At 62.5% G+C, this 24,442-nt stretch carries 19 protein-coding genes; 13 read left to right on the forward strand and 6 right to left on the reverse strand.

From position 1 onward, the window contains the following. Positions 1 to 45 precede the first annotated feature (45 nt). The 6 genes from PQR27_RS02870 (at position 46) to PQR27_RS02895 (ending at position 8,278) form a co-directional block, all read left to right on the forward strand. Positions 46 to 1,194: a polysaccharide biosynthesis/export family protein gene (locus tag PQR27_RS02870; RefSeq protein ID WP_408522215.1), complete on the forward strand. Its 1,149-nt coding sequence runs from the start codon at positions 46 to 48 to the stop codon at positions 1,192 to 1,194. 49 nt (positions 1,195 to 1,243) lie between these two features. Continuing rightward, a complete protein-coding gene (locus PQR27_RS02875; protein WP_408522216.1) occupies positions 1,244 to 3,478 on the forward strand; it encodes a succinoglycan biosynthesis protein ExoP in 2,235 nt (744 codons plus the stop codon). Between the two features lie 80 nt (positions 3,479 to 3,558). Next, on the forward strand, positions 3,559 to 4,677 hold the full coding sequence (gmd, locus tag PQR27_RS02880; protein WP_408522217.1) for a GDP-mannose 4,6-dehydratase: 1,119 nt from the start codon (positions 3,559 to 3,561) through the stop codon (positions 4,675 to 4,677). 5 nt (positions 4,678 to 4,682) lie between these two features. Beyond that, complete coding sequence (locus tag PQR27_RS02885; RefSeq protein WP_408522218.1) at positions 4,683 to 5,642, forward strand: GDP-L-fucose synthase family protein; 960 nt, start codon at positions 4,683 to 4,685, stop codon at positions 5,640 to 5,642. A 113-nt stretch (positions 5,643 to 5,755) separates the two neighbouring features. Beyond that, positions 5,756 to 6,898: a glycosyltransferase family 4 protein gene (locus PQR27_RS02890; RefSeq protein WP_408522219.1), complete on the forward strand. Its 1,143-nt coding sequence runs from the start codon at positions 5,756 to 5,758 to the stop codon at positions 6,896 to 6,898. Positions 6,899 to 6,946: 48 nt separating this feature from the next. Beyond that, on the forward strand, positions 6,947 to 8,278 hold the full coding sequence (locus tag PQR27_RS02895; RefSeq protein WP_408522220.1) for a glycosyltransferase WbuB: 1,332 nt from the start codon (positions 6,947 to 6,949) through the stop codon (positions 8,276 to 8,278). Between the two features lie 32 nt (positions 8,279 to 8,310). Here PQR27_RS02895 and PQR27_RS02900 read toward each other — a convergent pair whose 3' ends face one another. Beyond that, positions 8,311 to 8,811, reverse strand: coding sequence for a hypothetical protein (locus tag PQR27_RS02900; RefSeq protein ID WP_408522221.1), 501 nt, complete (start codon positions 8,809 to 8,811; stop codon positions 8,311 to 8,313). A 185-nt stretch (positions 8,812 to 8,996) separates the two neighbouring features. On the opposite strand from PQR27_RS02900, the gene PQR27_RS02905 reads away from it, so the two are divergent. After that, the gene (locus PQR27_RS02905) at positions 8,997 to 9,617 is read left to right on the forward strand and encodes an LbetaH domain-containing protein (RefSeq protein ID WP_408525387.1); all 621 of its coding nucleotides are present in this window, start codon (positions 8,997 to 8,999) and stop codon (positions 9,615 to 9,617) included. A gap of 229 nt (positions 9,618 to 9,846) precedes the next feature. Beyond that, the gene (locus PQR27_RS02910) at positions 9,847 to 11,586 is read left to right on the forward strand and encodes an FAD-dependent oxidoreductase (RefSeq protein WP_408522222.1); all 1,740 of its coding nucleotides are present in this window, start codon (positions 9,847 to 9,849) and stop codon (positions 11,584 to 11,586) included. 53 nt (positions 11,587 to 11,639) lie between these two features. Here the strand turns inward: PQR27_RS02910 and PQR27_RS02915 are convergent, their stop codons facing one another. Both PQR27_RS02915 and PQR27_RS02920 read right to left on the reverse strand, forming a co-directional pair. Then, entirely contained in the window at positions 11,640 to 12,851 is a 1,212-nt protein-coding gene (locus PQR27_RS02915) for a glycosyltransferase (RefSeq protein ID WP_408522223.1), read from the reverse strand. Next, positions 12,848 to 14,341: a hypothetical protein gene (locus PQR27_RS02920; RefSeq protein WP_408522224.1), complete on the reverse strand. Its 1,494-nt coding sequence runs from the start codon at positions 14,339 to 14,341 to the stop codon at positions 12,848 to 12,850. The genes PQR27_RS02915 and PQR27_RS02920 overlap by 4 nt, the downstream gene beginning before the upstream one ends. Before the next feature lie 281 nt (positions 14,342 to 14,622). On the opposite strand from PQR27_RS02920, the gene PQR27_RS02925 reads away from it, so the two are divergent. Both PQR27_RS02925 and PQR27_RS02930 read left to right on the forward strand, forming a co-directional pair. Next, positions 14,623 to 15,771 (forward strand): acyltransferase family protein, encoded by a 1,149-nt coding sequence (locus tag PQR27_RS02925; RefSeq protein WP_408522225.1) that lies wholly within the window; start codon positions 14,623 to 14,625, stop codon positions 15,769 to 15,771. Between the two features lie 12 nt (positions 15,772 to 15,783). Further along, the gene (locus tag PQR27_RS02930; protein WP_408522226.1) at positions 15,784 to 17,028 is read left to right on the forward strand and encodes an acyltransferase family protein; all 1,245 of its coding nucleotides are present in this window, start codon (positions 15,784 to 15,786) and stop codon (positions 17,026 to 17,028) included. Positions 17,029 to 17,095: 67 nt separating this feature from the next. On the opposite strand, the gene PQR27_RS02935 is transcribed toward PQR27_RS02930, so the two are convergent. After that, positions 17,096 to 18,286, reverse strand: coding sequence for a glycosyltransferase (locus PQR27_RS02935; RefSeq protein WP_408522227.1), 1,191 nt, complete (start codon positions 18,284 to 18,286; stop codon positions 17,096 to 17,098). 341 nt (positions 18,287 to 18,627) lie between these two features. On the opposite strand from PQR27_RS02935, the gene PQR27_RS02940 reads away from it, so the two are divergent. Beyond that, entirely contained in the window at positions 18,628 to 19,881 is a 1,254-nt protein-coding gene (locus PQR27_RS02940; RefSeq protein WP_408522228.1) for an oligosaccharide flippase family protein, read from the forward strand. After that, entirely contained in the window at positions 19,881 to 20,954 is a 1,074-nt protein-coding gene (locus PQR27_RS02945) for a glycosyltransferase (RefSeq protein WP_408525388.1), read from the forward strand. The genes PQR27_RS02940 and PQR27_RS02945 overlap by 1 nt, the downstream gene beginning before the upstream one ends. Before the next feature lie 29 nt (positions 20,955 to 20,983). On the opposite strand, the gene PQR27_RS02950 is transcribed toward PQR27_RS02945, so the two are convergent. After that, positions 20,984 to 21,886, reverse strand: coding sequence for a hypothetical protein (locus tag PQR27_RS02950; protein ID WP_408522229.1), 903 nt, complete (start codon positions 21,884 to 21,886; stop codon positions 20,984 to 20,986). A gap of 180 nt (positions 21,887 to 22,066) precedes the next feature. Next, entirely contained in the window at positions 22,067 to 22,636 is a 570-nt protein-coding gene (locus PQR27_RS02955; RefSeq protein WP_408522230.1) for a hypothetical protein, read from the reverse strand. A 414-nt stretch (positions 22,637 to 23,050) separates the two neighbouring features. On the opposite strand from PQR27_RS02955, the gene PQR27_RS02960 reads away from it, so the two are divergent. Further along, positions 23,051 to 24,439, forward strand: a complete 1,389-nt coding sequence (locus tag PQR27_RS02960; RefSeq protein ID WP_408522231.1) for a cytochrome ubiquinol oxidase subunit I — start codon at positions 23,051 to 23,053, stop codon at positions 24,437 to 24,439. Positions 24,440 to 24,442 lie beyond the last annotated feature (3 nt).

Raw genomic sequence — 24,442 nt, forward strand, 5'->3', positions numbered from 1 at the left:
GCTGCCTCCCCCGAGGACAGATGCCCTGGCGCAAGGAGGAAGATCATGGGCTCGCTAGGAACACGCAGTATCAGCACGGGAAAGATGTTAATCGGCTTAGTCGCGGCGCTGCTGTCCGCATGCTCGATGGTCACGGGCCAACGGATGGTTACGCCACCTTCGCTGCCCGAGACCGGAGGGGAGTACAGCACGGAGGCGGAACAGCAGGTGCCGATTCAGATTACCGATATCAACCTGGCACTGTTGCGCAAGATGAAAGCGGACCAGACGTCGGCTCCCTTGACGCCGCAAACGCTGGCCCTGTTTGGCAAGCCGACCGCTTACAGGGTCGGCCCTGGCGATGTGCTGCAGATCGTGGTCTGGGACCACCCGGAACTCGCCGCCGCATTGGGCCAGCCGGCACAGAACCAGCGCACGTCGGATGCCGCGCCAGGCTTTCTGGTCGACGAAAACGGCGATGTGCAGTTCCCGTATGCAGGGACCGTGCATGTGGCCGGCAAGGACGTCAGCTCGATCCAGCGCGATCTGCACAAGAAGTTGAGCACGGTTTACCAGAAGCCTGAGGTGACGGTGCGAGTGGCTTCGTTCCGCGCATCGCAGATCTATATCGACGGCGAAGTACGCACGCCCGGCGCGCAATCGATCAACGACATCCCGATGTCGCTGACCACCGCGATCAATCAGGGCGGTGGTTTCAGCGCGAACGCGGACCGCAGCCGCGTGGAGCTGATCCGCAATGGCGTGATCTATCCGCTCAACGTGGACGATCTGATCAAGCGCGGCCACAACCCGTCGAATATTTACCTGCAACCGGGTGACATGCTGCGCATTGCCTCGCGTGAAGACAGCGGCGTGTATGTGATGGGCGAAGTCAACAAACCCGCCACGATCCTGCCGATGCGCAACGGTTCGCTGACACTGTCGCAGGCACTGTCGGATAGCGGCAGCATCAACCCGAACACGGCCGAAGCGAAGCAGTTGTTCGTCATCCGCAATTCGGCGGGCGAACAGCCGCAGATTTACCACCTCGACGCGACTTCGCCGGTCTCGATGGTGCTTGCCAATCAGTTCGAGCTGCAGCCGAAAGACGTGGTGTACGTGGACAACAACGGCCTCGTTCGCTTTAACCGCGTGTTGAACCTGCTGCTGCCGGCGATCAACGCCGCTGTTACGGGTGCAGTCCTCGCGAAGTAAAACCATGCCTCGCATTTCTTGAACTGCCGGGCTTTGTTGGGTGATGAAAATGGCAATTAACTTCGAGAACCGCTACACCGACGTGTCCGGGCCGGATGAGCTGCATCTGTCGGACTATCTGCGTACGATCGTGCGAGGTTGGCGCACGATCGTCATGGTGACGCTGATCGCGTTGGCGCTGGGGTGCGCCTACGCATTTCTGGCGCCGCCGGTATATCGCGCAGATGTGCTCTTCCATGTCGAAGACAAGACTGGCAATGCCAACAACAACGGCAAGGATTCCCTGCCGCCGTTGACTGGCATGTTCGATACCAAGCCGTCCACCGCGGCGGAAATCGAGCTGCTGAAGTCGCGTCTGGTCACTGAGGAAACGGTCAAGAGGTTGCATCTCGACATCACTGCAACACCGCGTTATCTGCCGCTGATCGGCGGCATGATTGCGGGGTTGGTGAACGGGCAATGGGGCTTCAAATTGCCCCAGTTCATCAACCTGTCCGGCTACGCGTGGGGCGACGAGCATATCGCGGTCTCCCGCTTCGACACCTCGAAGGAGTTGTACGACACGACCTTCACGCTGGTGGCGGGCAATGAAGGTTCGTATGTACTGCGCGACAAGAACGGCATTGCCATTCTCTCCGGCCGTGTGGGGGAGACCGTGGAAACCGATACCGCTGACGGCCCGATCGCGCTGCACGTCGACTCGCTGACCGGCGCGCCCGGCTCGCGTTTCGAATTGCAGCGCGCGTCGACCTTGAGCACCGTCGACCGGTTGCAGAAGGCACTCGTGGTGGCGGAAACCACGCTGCAGTCCGGCGTGATTCGCGCGAGTCTCGAAGGCGGCGACAGTGCTCTCACGGCGGAGATCGTCAACAGCATGGCGCGCGAGTTCGTGCGCCAGGACGTGGAGAGCCGTTCAACGGAAGCGGAGCACATGCTGGCGTTCCTCGACCAGCAACTGCCCGGCCTGCGCAAGGAACTCGACGAGGCCGAGCAACGCTATAACAAGTTCCGCAATACGCACGGCACGGTCGACCTCGGCGAAGAGAGCCGGCTGCTGTTGCAGCAGATCGTCGACAACAAGACGAAGCTACTCGATCTGCAGCAGCAACGCGCGGAGATGTCACAACGCTTCACGGCGAATCACCCGGCGGTGGCCGCACTCGACGCACAGATCGCGGCGTTGCAGGGCGCGCAGGTCAATATGAATCGCAGCGTAGCGGTGATGCCCGACACCGAACAGACGGCATTGCGTCTGTTGCGTGACGTGCACGTCGATACGGAGCTTTACACCAATCTGCTCAATAGCGCGCAGCAACTGCGGGTGGCGAAGGCCGGCCAGGTGGGCAGCGTGCGCGTGGTCGATTTCGCCGAAGCACCCGACGAACCCGTGCGTCCGAAGCGCGTGCTGGCGATCCTGATCGCGCTGGGCGGCGGTCTCGTGATCGGCATCATGCTGACCTTCTTCAAGCGGGCGATGTACGGCGGCGTGGAACGTCCGGATGAAATCGAGGGCGCGCTCGGCGTGCCGGTGTTCGCCATCGTGCCGCGCAGCCAGCATCAGTTGCGCCTGCAGGAAAACGTCATGCTGCGCCGCCGTGGGCTGCACGTGCTGGCGCAACAGGCGCCGGAAGATATCGCCGTGGAAGGCGTGCGCAATCTGCGCACCTCGCTGCAACTGTCGCTCGATAACGCCGAGAACAACGTCGTGATGATCACGGGTTCGCGGCCCGATGCGGGCAAGTCGTTCCTGTCGGTGAATCTGGCGGCGCTGGTGGCGTCGGCGAACAAGCGTGTGCTGATTATCGACGGCGACATGCGGCGCGGCGATGTGCATTCGCACTTCGGTATCGGCCACCAGCCGGGACTCTCGGACGTGTTGAGCGGCGGCGATCTGATGGCGATGATCCAGCGCGATGTGCTGCCTGGGCTCGATGTGCTGGCCAAGGGCACGTTGCCCTCGCATCCGTCCGAATTGCTGATGAGCAAGCGCTTCGAAAGCATGCTCGAAGAACTGAAGTCGCGCTACGACCTCGTGATCGTCGATACGCCGCCGGTCCTTGCGGTGACCGATTCGACCGTGATCGGCAAGCACGCGGGCACGACTCTGCTGGTGGTGCGCCACGGCCGTCATCCGTTGAACGAGATCTCCGAAACGGCCAAACGGCTGCGCAACGGCGGCGTGCTGCTGCAAGGCGTGCTGCTCACCGATGTACCGCAGGAAGGGGCATTCCTTGGGTCGGGTTACCAGGGCGGCTATTACGGATACGACAGCATCGCCGGTTGACACACGGCTCCATGACTGAGGCCGATCACTCAACCGTGCTGTGGCACCGCCATAGAACAGCTTAATCTGGAGAATGCTTCATGAAACGTAAGGTCGCGCTGATCACGGGCATCACTGGACAGGACGGGTCGTATCTGGCCGAACTGCTGCTCGGCAAGGATTACGACGTACATGGAATCAAACGCAGGTCATCCCTGTTCAATACAGACCGGATCGATCATCTCTATCGCGACCCACATGACCCGGATCAGCGGCTCTTTCTGCATCACGCCGACCTGACCGATTCGACCAGTATCCTGCGCGTGATCCAGCGCGTCGAACCCGACGAGATTTATAACCTCGCGGCGCAGAGCCACGTGGCGGTGTCGTTCGAGGAACCGGAGTATACGGCCAACGCGGACGGCCTCGGCGCCTTGCGGATTCTCGAAGCGATCCGGATTCTGGGGCTTCAGCACAAGACGCGTTTTTATCAGGCTTCGACTTCGGAGCTATACGGTCTCGTCCAGCAGATTCCGCAGTCCGAGACCACGCCGTTCTATCCGCGCAGCCCGTACGCGGTCGCCAAACTGTTCGCGTACTGGACCACGGTGAATTATCGCGAGGCCTACGGGCTGTATGCGTGCAACGGGATTCTGTTCAATCACGAATCCCCGGTGCGTGGCGAGACTTTCGTGACGCGCAAGATCACCCGCGCCGTGGCGCGCATTGCGGTGGGCATGCAAAAGACCTTGTATCTCGGCAATCTGTCGGCGTTGCGCGACTGGGGCCATGCGCGTGACTACGTGGAGATGCAATGGCGCATGCTGCAACAGGAGCAACCTGAGGATTACGTGATCGCCACCGGCGTGCAATACAGCGTGCGTGATTTCGTTCTGCACGCGGCGGCCGAGCTGGGCGTGACCGTGCGTTTCGAAGGCACCGGCGTGGATGAAGTCGGCATCGTCGAAAAGGTCGAGGGACGCGAGATCAGGATGACGCCGGGCGATGTGATCGTGCGGGTCGATCCGCGCTATTTCCGGCCTGCCGAGGTCGAGACGCTGCTGGGCGATCCGTCGAAGGCGCATGCGAAGCTCGGCTGGCAGCCGACCACGCCGTTCAGCGCGCTCGTCAAGGAAATGGTGCGCGCGGACTATCAGATCGCGAGGCGTGACGCGCTGGTTACGCTGGCCGGTTTCACGGCGCTGGAACATCACGAGTGACTGCGATGAATAAAAATGCACGCGTCTTCGTCGCGGGTCACCGCGGCATGGTCGGCTCCGCGCTGGTTCGACGGCTCACCGCCGACGGTTACGAGAACGTCGTTACGCGCTCGAGAGCGGAGCTCGACCTGATGGATCAGGCGGCCGTGAACCGCTTCTTCGCAGAAGAGCAGATCGACGTCGTGCTGCTGGCCGCCGCGCGGGTGGGCGGCATTCTCGCCAATGCGTCGCGCCCGGGTGAGTTCATTTACGAAAACCTCGTCATTGAAACCAACGTGATCCATGCGGCGTATCGCGCCCGCGTCGAGCGGCTGGTATTTTTTGGCTCGTCGTGCATTTATCCCAAGCAGTGTCCGCAGCCGATCCGCGAGGAATATCTGCTGACGTCGCCGCTCGAACCCACCAACGACGCCTATGCGATCGCGAAGATCGCGGGGCTCAAGCTATGCGAAGCCTACAACCGCGAATACAACACGCAGTTCGTCTCGCTGATGCCGACCAATCTCTATGGTCCGAACGACAACTACGATCTCAATAGCAGCCACGTGTTGCCGGCGCTGTTGCGCAAGGCGCACGAAGCGAAGCTCAACGGCGACGCGACCTTGACGGTATGGGGCTCGGGCACGCCGCGCCGCGAGTTTCTGCATGTCGACGATCTGGCTGCGGCCACCGTGTTCGTGCTCGAACACAACGTGACCGAAGGGCTGTTCAACGTCGGCGTGGGTGAAGACCTGTCGATCCGCGAACTGGCCGAATGCATCTGCAAGGTGGTCGGTTTCGGGGGCGAACTCGTGTTCGACGCATCGAAGCCTGACGGCACGCCGCGCAAGCTGCTCGATGTATCGCGGCTCGCGCAAATGAACTGGCACGCGACCATCGGTCTCGAGGAGGGTATCGCGGCTACGTATCGGGAATTCGTTGCATCACACGCCGGTTCGACGCCCGCCGCCGCCGTCGAGGCATAGGCGCGCGTCATGGACCACCAAGCGCTGTTCCAACATTCAGGAACGCTTGAGGCGTTGCGCGCATGCAATGCGCGCGGCGCACACAGGACGATTTTTCGAGGAGTGGCATAAAAATGACAGCGTCAGTCACGATCTTCCACAACGTCGTGTGGTCGCGCCACAAGGGTGTGGTTTTTTCCGCGTTGCACAACATCTCGGCGTCTGGAGCGATTCGTTATTCGATGGTGCAGATCGCGGACACCGAGCATGACCGGGTCGGTTTCTCCGATGTCGATTATTCATACCATCGCTATCCGATGCAAAAGCTGTTCGACGGCTGCTACGAAGATGTGCCGACGATCAAGATGATCGCGCGACTCACGTGGGAAGTGCTGCGGACCAAGTCGGACCTGATCATTCTGCCGGGCTATCACCGTCCGGAATATTGGGCCATGCTGGCGGCGTGCATCGTGACCGGCAAGCGGCGCGCGGTGTTCTGCGATTCGACCGCGCGCGACCGGCCCAAGCGGCTGCTGACGTCGATTCCGAAGCGGGTGTTCTTTTCGTTGTGCGACGGCTACTTCGGCTTCGGTGAGAGGAGTCGCGATTATCTGCTGTCGCTGGGCGCGAAGCGCGAAAAGATCTTCGTGCCGTGTCAGGCCGCTGCGTTGCCGGGCTCGTTCTCGCCTGAGCGGGCGCTCGTCGATCGGGTTGCCTATCGCGCCGGTAATCCGCCGGTGTTTCTCTACGTGGGCCGTCTTTCGGAAGAGAAGGGTATCGGCACGCTGATCGAGGCATTCGCGGGACTACGCCGGCGCATTCCGGCGGCGAAGTTGCGCATTGTCGGCACGGGACCGATGTCGGACATTCTGCACGCGAAGGTGGCCGAACTCGAACTCGGCGACGCCGTGACCTTTGCCGGCAGCCTGCAGGACGAACCGCTGACCCGCGAGTATTACGGCGCCACGTGCCTCGTGCTGCCGAGCTATAGCGAGCCGTGGGGACTGGTCGTCAACGAGGCGCTGGCGCACGGCTGTCCGGCGGTGGTTAGTGAGAGTTGCGGCTGCGTTCCGGAGCTGGTGATCGACGGCGTGAGCGGTTATGCGTTTACAGCCGGCGATGTCGCCGCTTTGCAGCGCACCATGCTCAAGGCGATCGAAGCGTTTGCCGATGCCGGCGGCACCGCGCGTCGCTGCATGGATGTGATTCGCCGGTTCGACCCGCCGTCTGCCGCTGCGAATATCGCGCGCGGCTGCGCGCTGATGTTGAGCGACTGACGCGCCTCGCGTCTCATTGCCACGCTCCCACACGTTCCGGCTGCCACAATGAAGATTCTTATCTACGGCCTCAATTACGCGCCTGAACTGACGGGAACGGGTAAGTACACAGCGGAAATGGCTGTGATCCTGGCGAGACGCGGTCACGAGGTGCGCGTGGTGTGCGCGCCTCCGTACTACCCTGAGTGGCGCATGACGGCGGGGTATGCGTCGTGGCGCTATCGGCGCGAAGTGCGCGACGGTGTGGCGCTCTGGCGTGCGCCGTTGTGGGTGCCGTCGCGTCCCAGCGGCGTGAAGCGGATGGTGCATCTCGCGAGTTTCGCGTTGAGCTCGATCCCGCTGCTCGCACGTCAGGCGCTATGGCGTCCGGACGCGGTGATGCTGATTGCGCCGACGCTGATGTGCGCGCCGGCGGCACTGACGCTCGCGCGCGTAACGGGCGCGAGTGCATGGCTGCATATTCAGGACTACGAGGTCGATGCCGCCTTCGAACTCGGTCTGCTGAAGAGTTCGCGCGCCGCGCGTTTTGCCCGCTGGATCGAAAGCCGGGTCCTGCGGCGTTTCGATGCGATTTCGTCGATTTCGGAACAGATGACCGCGCGTGCCGCGGCGAAAGGCGTGGACCCGTCACGAATCGTCTGCCTGCCTAATTGGGTGGATGCATTGACCATCTTTCCGCTGGCGGGCGCGAGCGCATATCGGCGGGTCCTGCGCATTCCCGCCGGACAGAAAGTCGTTCTGTACTCCGGCAACATGGGGGCGAAGCAGGGCATCGAAACACTCGCCGATGCGGCGGCGGCTCTCGCCGACCGCACCGATATCACATTCGTTTTCTGCGGCAGCGGTGCGGCAAAGCAGAGTTTGATCGAGCGCTGCGCGGGCCTCTCGAACTGCGTCTTCATTCCATTGCAGCCCGCGGAACAGCTCAACGAATTGCTCAATCTCGCCGACATTCACGTTTTGCCGCAACGCGCCGATGCGGCCGATCTGGTGATGCCGTCCAAGCTCACCGGCATGTTCGCGAGTGGCCGCGCGATCGTGGCGATGGCGCGCAGCGGCACGGGGCTGTTCGATGCCGTGTCGTCGCGCGGCGTGGTTGTACCGCCGGATGACGTCAAGGCCCTGGCCGCGGCGATCAGTGTGCTCGCGAGCGATCCCGAGCAGCGTGCAGCGCTCGGCAAGGCGGCGCGTGATTACGCGGAGCGCGCGCTCTCGCCGGAGTCGGCGATTCATCCTTTCGAGGAGCGTCTCACAGCGATGGTTCGCGGCACGGGCGGCAAACAGGCAAAAGGGTCGGCTGCGTATTTTGGCGCGATGCCGCCAGCGGCGGCGAGACAACACGCCAAGCCGGCGACTGCGGAGGAAGCCGCGCCGGATTGATCCGGTACGCGGCCAGCATTATGAACGCGACATCACCACGGGGAGCGGTACACGGCGTGCTTGCCCGCACCGGTGGTGTCGTACGGATCAGCGTAAGTGGTTTTCGCCGCTGTAGCAGGCATCAGGCCGTCAGCCGCATTCGCGCGGCCGGCCTGGCCAGCAACGCGGACCTGGCCGTTGGCGGCGGCCGGCGCCTTGTTGCCCTTGCCTTGGGCGGTCAGCGCGCCTGGGCCGCCGCCGGTCACACGCATGCGTTGCTCGTCGAGCAGGGCGGCCTGCTGTGTGTCGACGGTGTTGCCCTTCGTCGCATCAGCCGTGCCGTATGGGTTCGGGGCGCCGAGCAGGTCTGCTTCGCTGTTGCGATGCGCAACCTGGCGGTCCGCTGGCGTTGGCGCCTTGGTGCCGTAGTTCGTGGTGGCAGCAGCGGCTGGTGCAGCCGGCGCGGGAGCGGCGTTCTGCGCGAAGGCCGGTACGGCGCAGGCGGCGATGGCGACGAACAGCGAGATAGCGGTATGCCGGAGCGGGATGACCATCGTGTTCCCCAGAGAGATGCGATCAAGATACAGCTATCGTGCGCCAACCAGCCCGCGTGTAGCCGCCAAAACGCTTCCCTGTACAGCCATGACGAAAAGTCCCGTGAGGCGCCGCAACATAATGAAGGAACGACGGGCGGTGCAGGTAGGGATGCCGACTATCGTTCATGGCCTGGAGAACGATGATGGGTAACGTTGCCGACGATCCGCAATTCGGTCGCATACCGGACGTTGACGGCGTTCACGAAGATGTTCGCGTCATCGATCTGAGTCTCGCGGGAAAAGGAAACTACCGCGCCAAACGCAGTGCCCTGATCGAACTGATCTGGTTCGTGCTTGAAGCCTGCGTGATCAACAACAAGTTGTTGCCGCTCTCGTTCGTTCGCGTGTCGCTGTTACGCCTGTTCGGCGCGAAGATCGGCACGGGTTGCCGCTTCGTGCATCCCCTGCGGGTCAAGGCGCCGTGGAATCTGGAGGTGGGCGATAACTGCTGGTTCGGCGTGGATGTCTGGATCTACAACCAGGCGTTGATCCGTATCGGGTCGAACGTCTGTATTTCACAAGGTACTTTTCTGAGCGCGGGGTCTCACGACATGAGCACTACGATGGATCTGCGCGTAGCGCCGATCGTCATCGAGGACGGCGTATGGATCACGTCGAAATGTGTGGTGCAGATGGGCGTGACGATCGGCCGTTCGGCGGTGGTGACGCCGCTCTCCGTGGTGCATCGCTCGCTCGAGCCGGAGGGAGTGTACGGGGGTAATCCGTGCCGCTTTATCAGAAATCGTTTCGATTCCGTGTCCTGAAGCACATATATAGAACCGCAGCGCTGCTACGCTCGGAAGGCCGGGATCGTTGTTCAACGGAATGTGGGCGGTCGCCATGCGATTGCCGATCGATACTGACTGATCGGCGTTCAGGGTGAGAAGTCGATGGTGTGTTCGGCAACGACGCGTGCGTGCTTATCTGCAACCGGGGCTGGGTCGGTAGCCGGATGGTCGCGCTCAAGACATGCTTGAAGATGGGGAGCAGGGGATGTTTATCGATACTCGCAATGTCGAACAGAACACGGTCATCGAAACGGCAGTCTGCATCATCGGCGCGGGGGTCGCCGGCATTACGCTCGGGCTCGAGATGGCGAGGGCCGGGATCGATGCCTGTATCCTCGAAAGCGGCGGCTTTGGTCCGGACGACGAAACACGCGACCTCTATCGCGGCGAGAACGTTGGCCTTCCCTACACGTTCGCGGACGGTTCGCGCAGCCGCTATTTCGGCGGCAGCAGCAATTGCTGGGGTGGCTGGTGCCGGCCGCTCGATCCGTGGGACTTCGAGAAGCGTGACTGGATACCGCACAGCGGCTGGCCGTTCGGACTCGATGAACTGGCGCCGTATTACGCGCGCACGCACGAGCTGCTGAAACTCGGCCCGCAGAATTTCGACCCGGCCTACTGGGAACGCGAGATCGGTCGGCCGGACGTGCGCCGTCTGCCGCTCTCAACCGGCGATCTGCGCGACACCGTGGCTCAGTTCAGCCCGCCCGTGCGTTTTGGCAAGGTGTATCGCGAGGAACTGTCGCGCTCGCAACGTGTGCGGGTGTTTTTGCATGCGAACGTCCTGAACATTGATGCCGACGCGCAGGGCTCGACGATTTCACGGTTGCAGGTCGGCACGGTCAGCGGACGCAGGTTGACGGTGGTGAGCAGGATTTTCGTGCTGGCGACGGGCGGCATCGAAAACGCGCGCCTGCTGCTTTCGTCGAACAACGTCCAGGCCGCGGGTCTCGGCAACGCCAACGATCTGGTGGGCCGCTACTTCATGGATCATCCGCGCATGATGTGCGGCAAGGTGCGTATGCGCCCCGGCGTGCCGCGCAACAAGCTGTACGACATCAAGTACCACTATCAGAACGCCGCGGTCTCGGCGCACGGCACGAAGATCTCCTCGCAGTTCGCGCCGAAGCAGGAATTGATGGAGCGCGAAAAGCTGCTGAATTCGCGGGTATGGGTCTATTCGCGCTTTTTCGGCGAGGGCAGTGCCGGTTCCGAGGCATTGATTCGCTGCAAGGAAGCGCTGATGCAGAAGGATCAGCCTGGCCGCAGCCTGAAGGCGGATATCGCGACCATGGCCGCGCATCCATTCGACACCGTCGGCTATGGCTTGACGCGTCTGCTTCAATGGCCGGTGCTGATCACCGGCGTGACCTTGCAGGCCATCGTCGAAGCGGAGCCCAATCCTGATAGCCGCGTTACCTTGTCGACGGAACACCGCGACCGGCTCGGCTTGCCGCGCGTCAAAGTGGAATGGCGGCTCGGCGAGCAGGTGAAACGCACGTTCGACAGAACCTTTGCCCTGTTCGCGCGGGAGCTGCAGATGGCCGGTGTGGCGGACATCGAACTCGACGCGCCGCTCGAAGGCCGCGACTGGCCCGCGAAGCTGGAGGGCACGTGGCACCACATGGGCACGACGCGCATGCACGATTCGCCGCGCGAAGGCGTGGTCGATCGCGACTGCAAGGTGCACGGGATCAGCAATCTTTATGTGGCTGGCAGCTCGGTCTTTCCGACCGTCGGCGCGAACTTCCCGACCATCACGATCGGGGCGCTTTCGCTGCGTCTCGCCGGCCATCTCGCCCGGCGACTCGATACGCCGGATATCGTGGGCAACACCCGGTTTGACGCGGCCAACAGTTCCACCATGTCGATCCCGACGCAAAGTCAGATCGACACGCTGCCGATCGCAGCCTCCGCATTGACGCCGTTGATGAAGGAGCAGTGAGGAGGGTGCATGAGAGCAGAACAGCCGGATAACAGCGCGCGGCGCACGCGTGGTTACCGGCTCTGCTGAGTGGCTTCGCGCAGGGACGCGAGGGTGTTGTCGCGCGCGTCGGCACCGCCTCGTGCTTCCAGCAGTGCGGTCAACGCGCCGACCATGGTTTCCACCCGGAAGCGTGTATTGAAGGTGCGGTGAGCTTGCGCGCGCATCGTCGCGCGCGCTGTGTCGTCGAGTTCGAGCCAGCGCACGAGATTCTTTTCCGTGCCGTCGACGGTATCGGGGGCCACCAGACCCGCGCCGTCCACCTCGATCTCGCGCCAGACGTTCACCTTGTCGGAGATCAGCGTCGGCAGTCCCGTGCCGAGCGCCTCGGCCACCGCCACGCCAAAGTTCTCCTGATGCGACGGTAGAACGAACACATCGCTTGCGTGAAACGCGCCCCACTTGAGATCGCCTTGCAGCATCCCAGGCAGGCTGACCCGCTGCGCGATGCCGGCCGCTTGTGCCTGGGCGCGCAGCGTCGCTTCCCAGCCGGTCTCGTCGGGACCGGCGATGACGAGGTGCAGCGCCGGATCCCGGCTGGCGATACGCGCGAATGCATCGATGAGCAGATCACAGCCTTTCTTGGCGTGAACGCGGCCGAGAAACAGCACGATACGTTTGCCGCGCAAGCCAGGCACGGCTTGCAGAAACGCTTCGCGCAGCGGCTCGGCTTCGAGCGTGGGTACGGTGGTGCCGAACGGCACGACCCGTTCATGCGCACGATAGAGCCAGAACGATTGGCGGGCGCGGCTGCGCTCTTCCTCAGTCGTAAAGATGACGGCGCGCGCGTCGCGCAGCACCCGATATTCGGCCCACGGCCAGTACAGCCACTTCTTCAGATGCTTGAGCGGGTACGTTTCCTTGAACCAGGGATCGAGCATGCCGTGCGCGTACACGTAGTACGGCACCGCGCTTTTTCTGAGCGCCTTCCACGCGGCGAAGCCGTGGTATTGCCACAGGCCGTGCACGATCACCGCGTCAAAAAGGGGTGCGTTCGCGCTCAGCCAGGGCACGAGGCGCGCGCTGTAGCTATAACGGTTGCTGGTGGGGCCAAACACGTGAACCGGAAACGGAAACGCTGCGAGGTATGCGTCGCGGGGGGCATCGCAGGTTGCCACTTCGATTTCATGCCCGGCTTCCTGCATCGCGACACCGCTGCGGCGCACGCCTTCAACCGGGCCACCGGCACGTGGATCGACGCTGGCAAGCAGATGGAGAATTTTCATCGGACGATGTTCGGTCGGTTGGCGCTTTGCGTCGACGACGAGTGCGACACGAGGGCGCCGAAGTGGCCGGAGCCCTGGGCTGTGTTCGCGGTGCGCGACATGCCGAGAGTCCCCGGCAGATCGGCGCGGCCCATGCCGGGCTGGATTCTGCGTGGCAACTCGGGCATCGCGGCCGGATGCAAATGCGGCGGCTTGGGCCTGCGCTTTGTCTTCGCGGGTAGGGCACGCTGCAATCTCGCATGAGTGGCGATCATCAGCCCGAGAGCGATGCCGAATACCAGTCCCGAGAAACGCGGGCCGAGCGGATTGCCGCCAATCGAAGTAGCCGGCAGCGCGGCAAACAGCATGATTGCGCGCCCCAGCACGGGGAGCATGGGTGCGTCCGGTACGACCGAGCGCCAGTAGCGATACGAGAAGAAGCAGATCGCCAGCGCGGCCAGTGCGGCGACCGGCAAGCCGAGGCCGAACAGCAGTCCGCCCGCGAAGAACTGATAGACCCAGAAGTTGTGACCCGCGGCCCATTCATTGATCGCGTAAAAGTCCTGCTCGCTGATCTGGCCGGCAAGATCCGGCAGATAAACGGGCGAGTAGCGATAGTAGTGTCCGTAGCCTTCGCCAAATAGCAGCGTTTCGGGCGTCGACGTCACCTGATCGTACTGATCGCGCATTTCGGCGAGACGGGTGACGGTGGTCGGGTCCTTGCCGGAAGCGGCTTCCTGCGAGGCGAAAATGCGCTGGGTCCAGTGCTCGGTCACGGTGGGAAAGCTCAACGCCGCGATGCCGGCCACGCCGGCGAGTACCGCGCTGGCCACCAGCATACGGGCGATGGCCCGCCACGCGTGCTGCATCGACGGTGCGCACAGCGCCATTGCAAGCAGGAACAGCAACACGGTGCCGACCAGCACACTGCGTGTGACGCTCAGCAACTCGACCACCACGCTGCCGGCGAACACGGCGATCGTCACAAACGAAAAGCGTCTGGCGACGACGAATTCGTGCAGCAGGACGCCTTGCAGTCCCAGCAGGGTCACGGAGATGATGCGGAAACGGACGTCGTCGAGGCCACCGCCTGTCGCCATGCCGTAGCCAAAGGTGAACACGAGGCTGATGGTGTTACCGACGAACAGGGCTCTCTCGAACTGCGAGATCCGGTATTCACTCCACGGACGGCAGGCGACGATATAGCCCAGCAGAAACAGCACGAACGGCAGGAGAACCCGGAGATAATTGCCAGTGTCGTTATCCTGCACCAGTTGCGCGACGATGCTGCCGAGCACGCATAGCAGGACGCTGATCGTGACGAACCTGCGCAGCTTCGAGGCTTCGTGAAAACGCGGTGCAATCAGCGCGAGAGCCAGCCCGGCGGCGATCACCGGAATCACGAACACGAACTGGGCGAAGTGAGCGGTGTTCGCGTCGGGTGCCTTATAGTCCAGCGCAAGCGGTAACAGAAAAAACCATATCCAGAGCGTCGCATACTGATGGCGCATTGCTGATCCTCCCCGTCGCCGTCGGTTCGCCGTCGGTCTATTACGGACGGTCTCGCATCGGGTCATTGTGCGGGAATATCCCGGCTTGCCAATTTCGCTTAATGGTTTCGTCTCTCAAGGCCTGGGTTCTGGCGACAGTGGAAAGGCAGTCCCCTGCAAGACCCGGGCAATTTTCTCCAGGTTGTCGGCCAATGCCTTGATGTTGGCGCGCACGGACGCTTCTCGCCACGGAAGATGCAGAAAGGGACATGCGCCCTCGAATGCGGAAAGGGGAGAACAACATGAAATTTTTCGGCGGGGCGGGACCCGCGAAAGCCAGCCGGGCGATCGAACTCGATTTCGTCCGCGGCATTGCCATCATCGCGGTGATGGGCTTTCATTTTCATGCTGTTCATACCGGTAATGTCCTGATCCAGATAATCGAATATCCGCTGAAAAACTTTGGACGTGAAGGCGTGAATCTGTTCTTCACGCTGAGTGGTTTTCTGGTGGGCGGCCTGCTGCTCAGACAGTACGCCGAAACAGGTCATGTCGACGCCCGGCGCTTTATCATCCGGCGTATTTTTCGTATCTGGCCCGCGTATTACGTCCTGATCATTTTCCATATGCTGGCCGGGCGCCACCCGTGGAATACCTTTCTGTTCCAGAACCTGACCCACCTGCAGAACTATCTGGGGACGTCGATTACCCAGACCTGGAGCCTCGCGGTCGAAGAACATTTCTATCTCGTGTTGCCGGCGTTGCTGCTGCTGTTTGCGCGCTGGCGTTTCGGCGTATGGACGATCGTCGGCGTGCTGACCACCATCTGCGCCGTAGTGCTCACCGCACGCTGCTTCGCGGTGGCGGGCGGCGATCTGGAGGGTGCATTCGCCTATACGCAATACCGGATCGACAGTTTGCTGGTCGGCGTGATTCTGTCCGCGATCTACTGGATGAAACCGGGCGTCTATCACCAGCTCGCCAAACGCAAATGGCTGCTGGTGGGCATCGTCGTGCTGCTCTGCGCGTGGCTCGCGTTCGCGACCAAAAACCTGGCGCTCGACGAAAGCATTGGTTATACGATTCAGGCCCTCGGTTTCGCTGCCTTGATCGTGCTCGTGCTGGAGCATTCCGGGTCGCTACGCAAGTCGCTCGTGTACCGCGCGGTGGCGTGGATCGGGCTCTATTCGTACGGCATTTACCTCTGGCATTCGCTTGCACTCGCACCTGGCGACATGGTGATTCGCAAAGCGACCGCACTCGGTCTTGCGCCGAGCCTGATCTGGATTGTCGCGCTCACCGCGCAGTTCGCGATTGCAATCGGCATCGGCTATGCGACCTCGCGCGCGATCGAGTATCCGTTCCTGCGCATGCGTAACGCAGTGTTCCCTGAGAAGAGGAGCAGTTCGGTGCGCGAAGAAGTGCCCGTCGCCGGCGGCCAACTGTCCTGAACCCGGCGACCCGTGCGGCCGGTCCCCGAGCAATCGAGCCCGTGCGTCGGCTACGCGGCCGGCCACGGCGAGCATGCCGCCGACGCGCGCGTGGCGGTGCTCGATGCCGCGCGTGCACTGGCCATTCTCGGCGTGATCGGCGTGCATCTCGGCTTATGGATGCCCAATCTGCCGCACTGGTTGAGCGCGACCGCCGCAATGGGGCAGTACGGCGTTCAACTGTTTTTCGTCATCAGCGCGGTCACGATCAGCTACACACTCGACGCCGATGAGCGGCGCTATGGCGCAACCGTTCATACGGTCGTGCGGCGCTTTTACATCAAGCGGATCGTGCGGATCGTACCGCTCTACTATGCGGCGATTCTCACCTACGGCGTGCTGGACTATCTCGCCCATCTCGCGCATGGGCAAATCAACTTGCCGCATCATCTATTGGACGTGGCGGCGAATCTGCTGTTCATCCACGGCTGGGTGCCGAGCGCGATCAATAGCGTGGTGCCGGGCGGCTGGTCGATCGGTGTCGAGATGAGCTTTTATGCTTTGGCGCCGTTCATTCTCCATGCCAGCAGGACACAGCGCAGCGTCTTGCTGACGGGTCTCTTCATGCTGATTACGGGGGCCGCCGTTGCGGTGGCCGGAGCGTGTTTCCAGAACGCCGCGTGCCATATCGGCAACAACGGTTTTCTGTATTTCTGGCTGCCGGTGCAATTACCCTGCTTTGTGTTCGGCCTCTGGCTCGCGCGGCTCGGCATGCCGTTGCTTACCGGCAAACAGACGCTATCGCCACGCAGCCTGCTCGCCGTCACGGTGGCGGGTGCGTTGAGTCTGGCGTTGTTATACGAAGTGGGCGCGGGTGCTGAACTCGCTCACGGTCTCGCACCGGCCGCCGCGGCGCTGGCGGCGATCTGCCTGTTGATCGTGGGCGCGCATCTGCCGGCTCGCTGGCTCCATGTGCCGATGGTTCTGCGCTTCGGAGAACAAAGTTATGGCGTCTATCTGTGGAGCGCTGCTGTCGTCGCGGTCGTGCGCGCGCTGCTGAAAACTCCGCTTGGGCAAGTGGCGAAGCACTATCCGTCGTTGAGTTTTCTGGCGGCGGTGCTGGTCGTGAGCATGCTTTGCTACGCCGCCGCTGTGGCGACGAGCCGCTGGATCGACCGTCCCTGTGGAGACTGGGCGCGCCGCGTACTGCTTGCCGGCGGTGGCCTCGATATGCGCCGACGCGGCGCGCCGCGCGCCAGCGGCGAACCGGTCGATTGAGTGTGGCGAAAGCGGGGCGGGCGGGGCCGCGCGCGTGGCCGGCCGTTGAAGTGCGGGTGACGCCGGATCACGCCATCTGTTGCAGCAAGGTCTGCTTGAACTGGCCGAGCGTATGGCGTGACAGCAAATCCTCGCGGGCGGAGGGAATGGTCTGAGGTGCGTGCGGCCACGACGTCATGATTTCGGTAACCGCGTTACCGATCGACGCGGAGCTCAGATCGCTCAGTATCGGCCCCAATTCGCAGCGCCGGCTAAACCAGCCGATCAGGCCGTCTTCCGTGGCGATCACGGGCTTGCCGAAGCGGTAGGCCTGCACGAGCACGCCGCTCATGCCGTAGTGTCCCTTGTAGCCGAGCCATACGGCGTCGCACGCCGAGAACAGATCGCGCTCGACTTCGTTGGCGATGAACGAATCGAGCACCAACGGTGCGGGATTCAGGCTGCGCACGTGGTTGCGCATGAAATGGCGCGTGCCCGCGTCCTGCTCGCCGGCGACGATCAGTGTGGGCGGGTGTTCCATGCGGGTCAGCGCGTGAACCAGTTCATAGATGCCTTTGCGTTCGGTAATGGCACCGTACACCAGCAGATAGCGCTGCGACGGGTCGAGTCCGAGCCGCTCGCGAGCCAGTACCGGATTTTCTGCGCGCTCGTCCGGAAACGGATCGGCAACATACGCGACCGCGGCACTCGCTTTCGACAAGTTGCGTGCCGACCACTCCGGCAAGGTTGGATCGATGGTCAGCAACGTGCGCAGGCCGGCTGAGCGGGTCGCGCGTTTGAAGAGCTGCGCCTTGATCGCATTCACGATGGGCCGATCGGGTGATTTGATGCCGACCTTGTGATGATGAAACGTCGAACGCATGGTGATGCCGATCCAGGGCGTCTTGCCGAACGGCGAGCCGAGAAACGGCAGCGCATAGAAAAAGTAGTCGACATAGGGTACGACCACCAGCCTGATCGGCTGCGCGCGGCCGACAACTTTATGCACGCGTTTGAAATAATGGTGGAAGCGCCAGTACTGATTCGGGTCGCGCAGCCGGCTGCGCGGCCGTTCCTCCGGATCGACGAAGGCAATCTGCAATTCCGGCCGGTTGGCGGCCATGATCTGTCTGGGCAGCCGATGGTCTTCGTTAGCGGACTCGGTGGCGAGGATGCACGGATAGCCGGCTTCCGTACAAGCCTGCATGGTCCACTCGACATAACGCCAGCGATGGCCGGTGAGATTCGGTTCCACAATCAGGACGTAGTCTTGTTCCATCGCGTGGGTTGTCGTATGCGTTGCGGAAAAAGCACCTGGACGCCGGCTGTCCCGGGCGGCTAACTGAAGAACGTTAGCATCGTCAGTATGAGTGGATCCGTCAATTTGGGCCGTTCTGTGGGTAAACGTACTAGAGCGCCATGGCTTCGGCTGAACTGGCCTAGCTGATGGCGGTTGTTGCCGATTCTCTCGCGGTAAGGTCGTGCATAGAGTTCGTTGAAAAAAACCTCGCCAGCTTGCTGGTGCGACCTGACTAATTATGCGCCGGCGGCGTTTCGCATTGATTCGTTGAATCGCTGCGCGGCCGAGTCAACGGCGATCCGATTCGACGGAGATACAGCTTGCGGGCGATCAGGCTTCCGGCGCTCTCGATAGCAGCCAGCTTCGGCGCGAGTGCGGCGACCTGGGTGCTGTTGCAGCAATTCGCCGTACGTGGACTCGTGGCCATCAAGTTTCTGGCGATAGGCCGGATGCTCGGGCCGGCGGCAATCGGTAGCGTGAGCGTGGCCCTGCTCGCGGTGGCGATCGCCGAGGCGTTGTCGGACACCGGTCTCGCGCAGGCCGTCATTCAAGGTGAACATCCGCCGACCCGCTCGCAACTCGGTGCGGTATGGACAACGTTGACCGCGCGCGGTGTGCTCATCTCGCTGCTGCTGGTCGCGCTTGCGCCGGTGCTGGCCAGTCAGTTTCATCTGGACGGCTCGCTGATCCTGTTACAACTCGCCGCATTGCTGCCTCTCCTGCGAGGTCTGGCCTCGCCGGCTTACTACGTCGTGCAGCGCGAGCGGCGTTTCCAGCATATTGCCGGTGTCGAAGTGGCGGCGGCGTTTGTCGACTGTTCGGTCGGGCTCGGCCTCGCTTTTTTCGGGGCGGGTGCCGCTTCGGTGCTGATCGGCCTCGTGGCCGGCGAATCGCTGAAGAGCACGCTGACCTGGTTGACGATGTCGCCACGCCCGCCGGTGCGCGCCGTGTGGTCGGGAATCGGTCAATACGTTGGCTTTAGCCGCTGGATCTGGGCGAGTAGTGTGATCAACCTGCTGCTCAATCAGTTCGACAAGGTGGTGGTCGGCAAGCTGCTGGGGCCGGCGCAACTGGGTAGCTACCAGATGTCGTCGAGGCTCGCGCAGATGTTGCTGGCGGACGCCGCGATCGCCATGTCGCAATACCTTTTCCCGACGTTCGCGGCGCATCATCGCAGGAATCCGCGCGCTGCATCGCGTCTCATCAAGATTTATCTGCTGGTGATCGCCGTGGGGCTGGCGGCATTCGTCGAAGTGCTCCGCCTGATTGCAGAGCCGCTGTTCTCGCTGATTCTCGGCGCAGCGTGGCTGCCCGCGGTGCCGCTGTTCAGAATTCTGGTGATCAACATGGCGATTGGCGCGTTGATTGCAGTGCTGGTTGCTTATTTGCGCGCGGTGGGTGATGCGAAAGCGACCGTGCACGCCTCGGCGATCCAGGTCGTCGTGCTGCTTTGCAGCGCGCCGCCTGCTGTGCACTGGTGGGGCGTGACGGGTATCGCGTGGTCCATGACCCTCGGTTTGGGTTGCGCCGCGGCATGGATGCTATTTCGGACGCTAACTGCGAGGACTCCATGATGCGTGTCTTTCATCTGGTTCTGGCGCCGCGTCTGTCGGGTGCCGAAGTCCTCGCGAAGGATCTCGCCATCGATCAAAGCGCCGATGGCATGGCCGTGTGCATGGCGTCGCTGTTGCCCTCGCACGTCGAGTTCGTGCCCTTGCAGGAGGAACTGCAGAGCCATGGCGTGCAGTGCTGGTTTCCGCCACGGCGCCGGCGCGTGACCGGCAAACTGTGGAATCTCTTTCTGGCGGTGCGGCGTTTCCGACCGGATGTCATCTTCGCGCATGCGACGATCCCGTCGTTTTACGCGCGCGCTTTGCCGTTGCGCGTGCCGGTGGTCTACGTGATGCATTCGGCGACTAACGACTTCGAGCGGCCGCTGTTCCGGCGCGTCGAACACATTCTGTCCGGACGGGCCCGCGCGGTGATCGGCGTATCGCAGCAAGGTGTGACGGATTACGCGCAGGCGATCGGGCCGCATCCGTCGATGACCGTGGTGCCGAACGGCGTGGATCTCGGGCGTTTCGCGTTCACCGACGGTGTCGATCGCAGTGGCCGCGCGCCGCAGGTCGTGCAGATCGGCCGATATGCGTCAGTGAAGAATCAGCTATTGACGGTGCGGGCGTTCAGCGAGGTGCTCAAGCAGGTGAAGGACGCGCGCCTCGTGTTGTATGGCGTGGTCGAAGACCCGGATTATCAGCGTGAGGTCATCGAACTGGTGCAGGCGTTAGGACTTGCCGATCACGTCGTGGTCGCGGGGCCGCGCACGGATGTGGCGACCGTGCTGTCGGAATCGAACGTATTCGCCATGCCGTCGCGTTCCGAGGCACATAGCGTGGCGTTTCTCGAAGCGCTGGCCTCAGGCATACCGATCGTCGCGAGCAAGATTCCGTCGTTCGCGTTCGCGAATGGATTTCCATGCGTGCAACTGGTCGACACGGACGATGTGCGGTGCTATGCGGATGCCGTGGTGGTTGCGCTGAGCCAGGCGCGCGCGCGCCGCTCGCTCGCCGGGCTGACGCTCAGGGATACCGCTGCCCGCTACCGGGCGATCGCGCATCAGGTCTGTCTCGCCGTGCCGGCACGGTAGTGCGCTGTTTGCGCCGTGGCACGTCATCTTCAATGATGGTTGACCGGCATAACGTGGTCGTCGGGTTCCGGTGCGGCCACCGGCTCTGACGGCACGGCGATCGCCAGTTCAGACTCACGCGAGGCCTGCGTCACAAGGCGCTGCGCTTCCTTGCTGCTCGTATCCACTTGCAGCGCGTTGCCGGCGTTATGCCGCACGCAGTCCCACCGGGCGATATATCCGCAGCCACGCGCGAGACTCAGCAGCGCGTCGCGTTGCTGTTCGCGCTCGGTCAGCGTCGAGCGCATGCGCAGTGCGTCGCGATTGTCCGGATCGACGGAGATGGCTGCTGCGAGCCTCGCTCTGGTTGCCGCCAGATTGTTCTCGACCAGATCCGCGTGCGCAGCTTTGAGATGCTTCGACACGTCCGCGCGAGGTCTGTCCTGCTGGCTGCTGATCTGGGTGCCCGTATTGTGTTTCGCAATCGGCGCTGCGGTCGCGGCCGCTGTCGTCGTCGCCGCTGCGCGCCGTGGGGCAGGCGCCACGACAACGACGGGTGGCGGCGTCGGCGTAGTGCGCGCGGGGGGCGCCGCCCGTTGCACGACGACTGCTGCCGGCGGTGGCTTGACGGGCTGGGTTGTGACTTTGCCGGACACCGCGATCGGCGTGCCGACCACTGTGTCGTTACTGTGGATGAAGCCCAGATAAACCGCCGACGTCACGACAACCATCGACGCACCCACTGCCAACGGGCGGCGCAGTCTCTGGTAGAGCGGTACGGTGACCGGCGTTTCAGGGGTGAAGTAGTATGGCTCGGTGAGCGCACGCGAGGGCGAATTCCATACCTTCGGCACCGGCAATCCGGACGCGGCCAGGGGCGGCGTGTGACTCAGCGGGACCTTCAGGGGGGAAGCAGTGACGGGGCGCACGTCGAGCGAATCGATCGCGAGCACATTGCACGACGGGCAGGACGCGAAGCGCCCGTCTAGCGGGGCACCGCAGTGCCCGCATCGGGGGAGATCATGCCGATCGGAAGTAATATCGCTAAGCATTGCCATGTCGCTAATGGGCGTCGAATGCCGGCGCCACCATCAAGATCAACAACGCGCGGCAAGGAGGCTTGCAAACCGGGGTTACTGTACGGCGTAACCCCGTGCCTGCATGCACGCGCCATACGCGGCCCAGTACTGTGTCATTGGCGGTTCAGGCGCCGGTAGGGGCGGCAGCTTCACATTGGACCCCGCGGTCGTCTGTGCGTCGCTGGCCGCCGCTGTCTGCGCAGCGCCGTTCTCGGCGCTGGTCGCCGATGCTGGCGTGGCAGCCATCGTTTCACTCGCGCCTTTGCCCGCTGCCGTGGTCGCGGCCGGTGCGCTTGCCGCCGGCGCCGTTGCGGCGGCCGCCGTTGCGGCGGCAGGCATACTCGCGCTCATGGGGCTCGATGAAAAGCTGCTGGAAGGCAAGGGTGGTCGCGACGGTACACCGGTCGACGAGGTTTTGGACGCCGCCGGTTTGCGTGGCGGAATCTGCGATTCGTGAACCATGTTGACCTTGGTCTGCTTGTTCGCCGCCGCATAACACATCGCGGTGTCAATGCTTTGCTGATAAGCGCTTTGACTTCGGATCGGATAGGTGAGCGGCTGCCATGCGAAAGCAGCACTGCTAATCACCGATAGCGTTAATGCGGTATATGTTTTAAGTCGCATCGCAGTCACTCCCGCAGCGATGTTTCGCCCTTTTAAAGGCAGGTAGCTGCCGTTCGCAGTATGTTTTCGTGGCTTTTGATCCCGCCGCTGAACAAGCGGCTCGTTGCCGCGAAGGCTTCTGTTTGGAGCGTAACACCGCACTTTGCTGACTGAGCAGCCGGATAGCGCGTGAAAACGCCAGGCTTCAGTCGAATCAAGACACATTCGCGTCGAATGTGGCCAACGCCACCAAGTTTTAGGGGATATCCCTGGGCACCGGAGACGCACGCGTTGCGCGGTCCTTGCGGGTTGTCTGCAAGAACGCCACGTTATCCGGACCGTCGAATATGGCGCGTATGGACTATATTGCTCTTGCACCAATAGCCGCGCCGTCTATCGTGACGTGACGGCAATTCACCGGGGCCTGTGATCGTCATGGAAATTTTCGATGCCTTCCACCTCGCCAGGTTGCAGTTCGCTTTCACAGTTTCGTTTCACATCATTTTTCCCGCGATCAGCATCGGCATGGCCAGTTTCCTGGCGGTGCTGGAAGGACGGTGGCTGCTGACCGGCGACACTGTCTATAAGGACATGTTTCTGTTCTGGTCGAAGATTTTCGCGGTCGGCTTCGGCATGGGCGTGGTCTCGGGCGTGGTGATGGCCTACGAGTTCGGCACCAACTGGAGTGGCTTTGCCACGTTTGCCGGCAATGTCACAGGACCGCTCCTCACCTATGAAGTGCTGACGGCGTTCTTTCTCGAAGCCGGCTTTCTCGGCGTGATGCTGTTCGGCTGGCAGCGCGTCGGTCCGCGCGGGCACTTCTTCGCAACCCTCATGGTCGCGACGGGCACGCTGATTTCAACCTTCTGGATTCTGGCGTCGAATAGCTTCATGCAGACGCCGCAAGGATTCGCCATCGAGAATGGCCGTATCGTGCCGGTCGATTGGTTCAAGGTGATTTTCAATCCGTCGTTTCCGTATCGGCTCGCGCATATGACGATCGCCGCGTTTATCGTTGCGGGCTTTATCGTCGCTGCTTGCGGTGCATGGCATCTGCTGCAGGGCCGCCGCGACGGACCCGTTACACGCAGTTTTTCGATGGCGCTGTGGATCCTGCTTCTGCTGACGCCGGTACAGATTTTTGTCGGCGACGCGCACGGCCTGAACACACGCCAGTATCAGCCTGCCAAGATCGCCGCGATCGAAGGGCTGTGGGAAACCGAGAAAGGCGGCACGGCGCTCAATCTGGTCGGTCTGCCCGACATGAAGGCGGAAGTGACGCGATACACGCTGCAAGTGCCGCATCTGGGCAGTCTCATCCTGACCCATAGCTGGGACGGAGAAATCCGTGGCCTAAAGGACTTTCCCCCCGAGGACCGTCCATATTCACCGATTATCTTCTGGACGTTCCGGGTCATGGCGGGTCTCGGCATGTTGATGCTATTGACTGCGCTGCTTGGGCTCCTGCTCAGACTGCGCGGCCGTCTCTACGAAACCCGCTGGTATCAGGTTTTTGTGCTGTGCATGGGGCCTTCGGGACTTATCGCGTTGCTGGCAGGGTGGGTCACGACGGAGGTCGGCCGCCAACCCTGGACGGTCTACGGCGTTTTTCGTACCGTGGACTCCCTCTCGCCGATCGGCTCGCAGCAAGCAGGCGTGTCACTGCTGATCTTTGTACTCGTGTATTTCCTCGTGTTCGGCATGGGTGTCTACTACATGTTGAAGATGATGAAGCGCGGACCGGAAGCACATACCGACAGCCCCGAATCTCTCAAGCATCCGGTATTGCGCAACCGCGCGCTGGATGCACTGGAAGGAGACTGACAC

This window comes from Paraburkholderia fungorum, from assembly GCF_046027215.1.
In the GTDB taxonomy this organism is placed as follows: Bacteria; Pseudomonadota; Gammaproteobacteria; order Burkholderiales; family Burkholderiaceae; genus Paraburkholderia; species Paraburkholderia fungorum_D.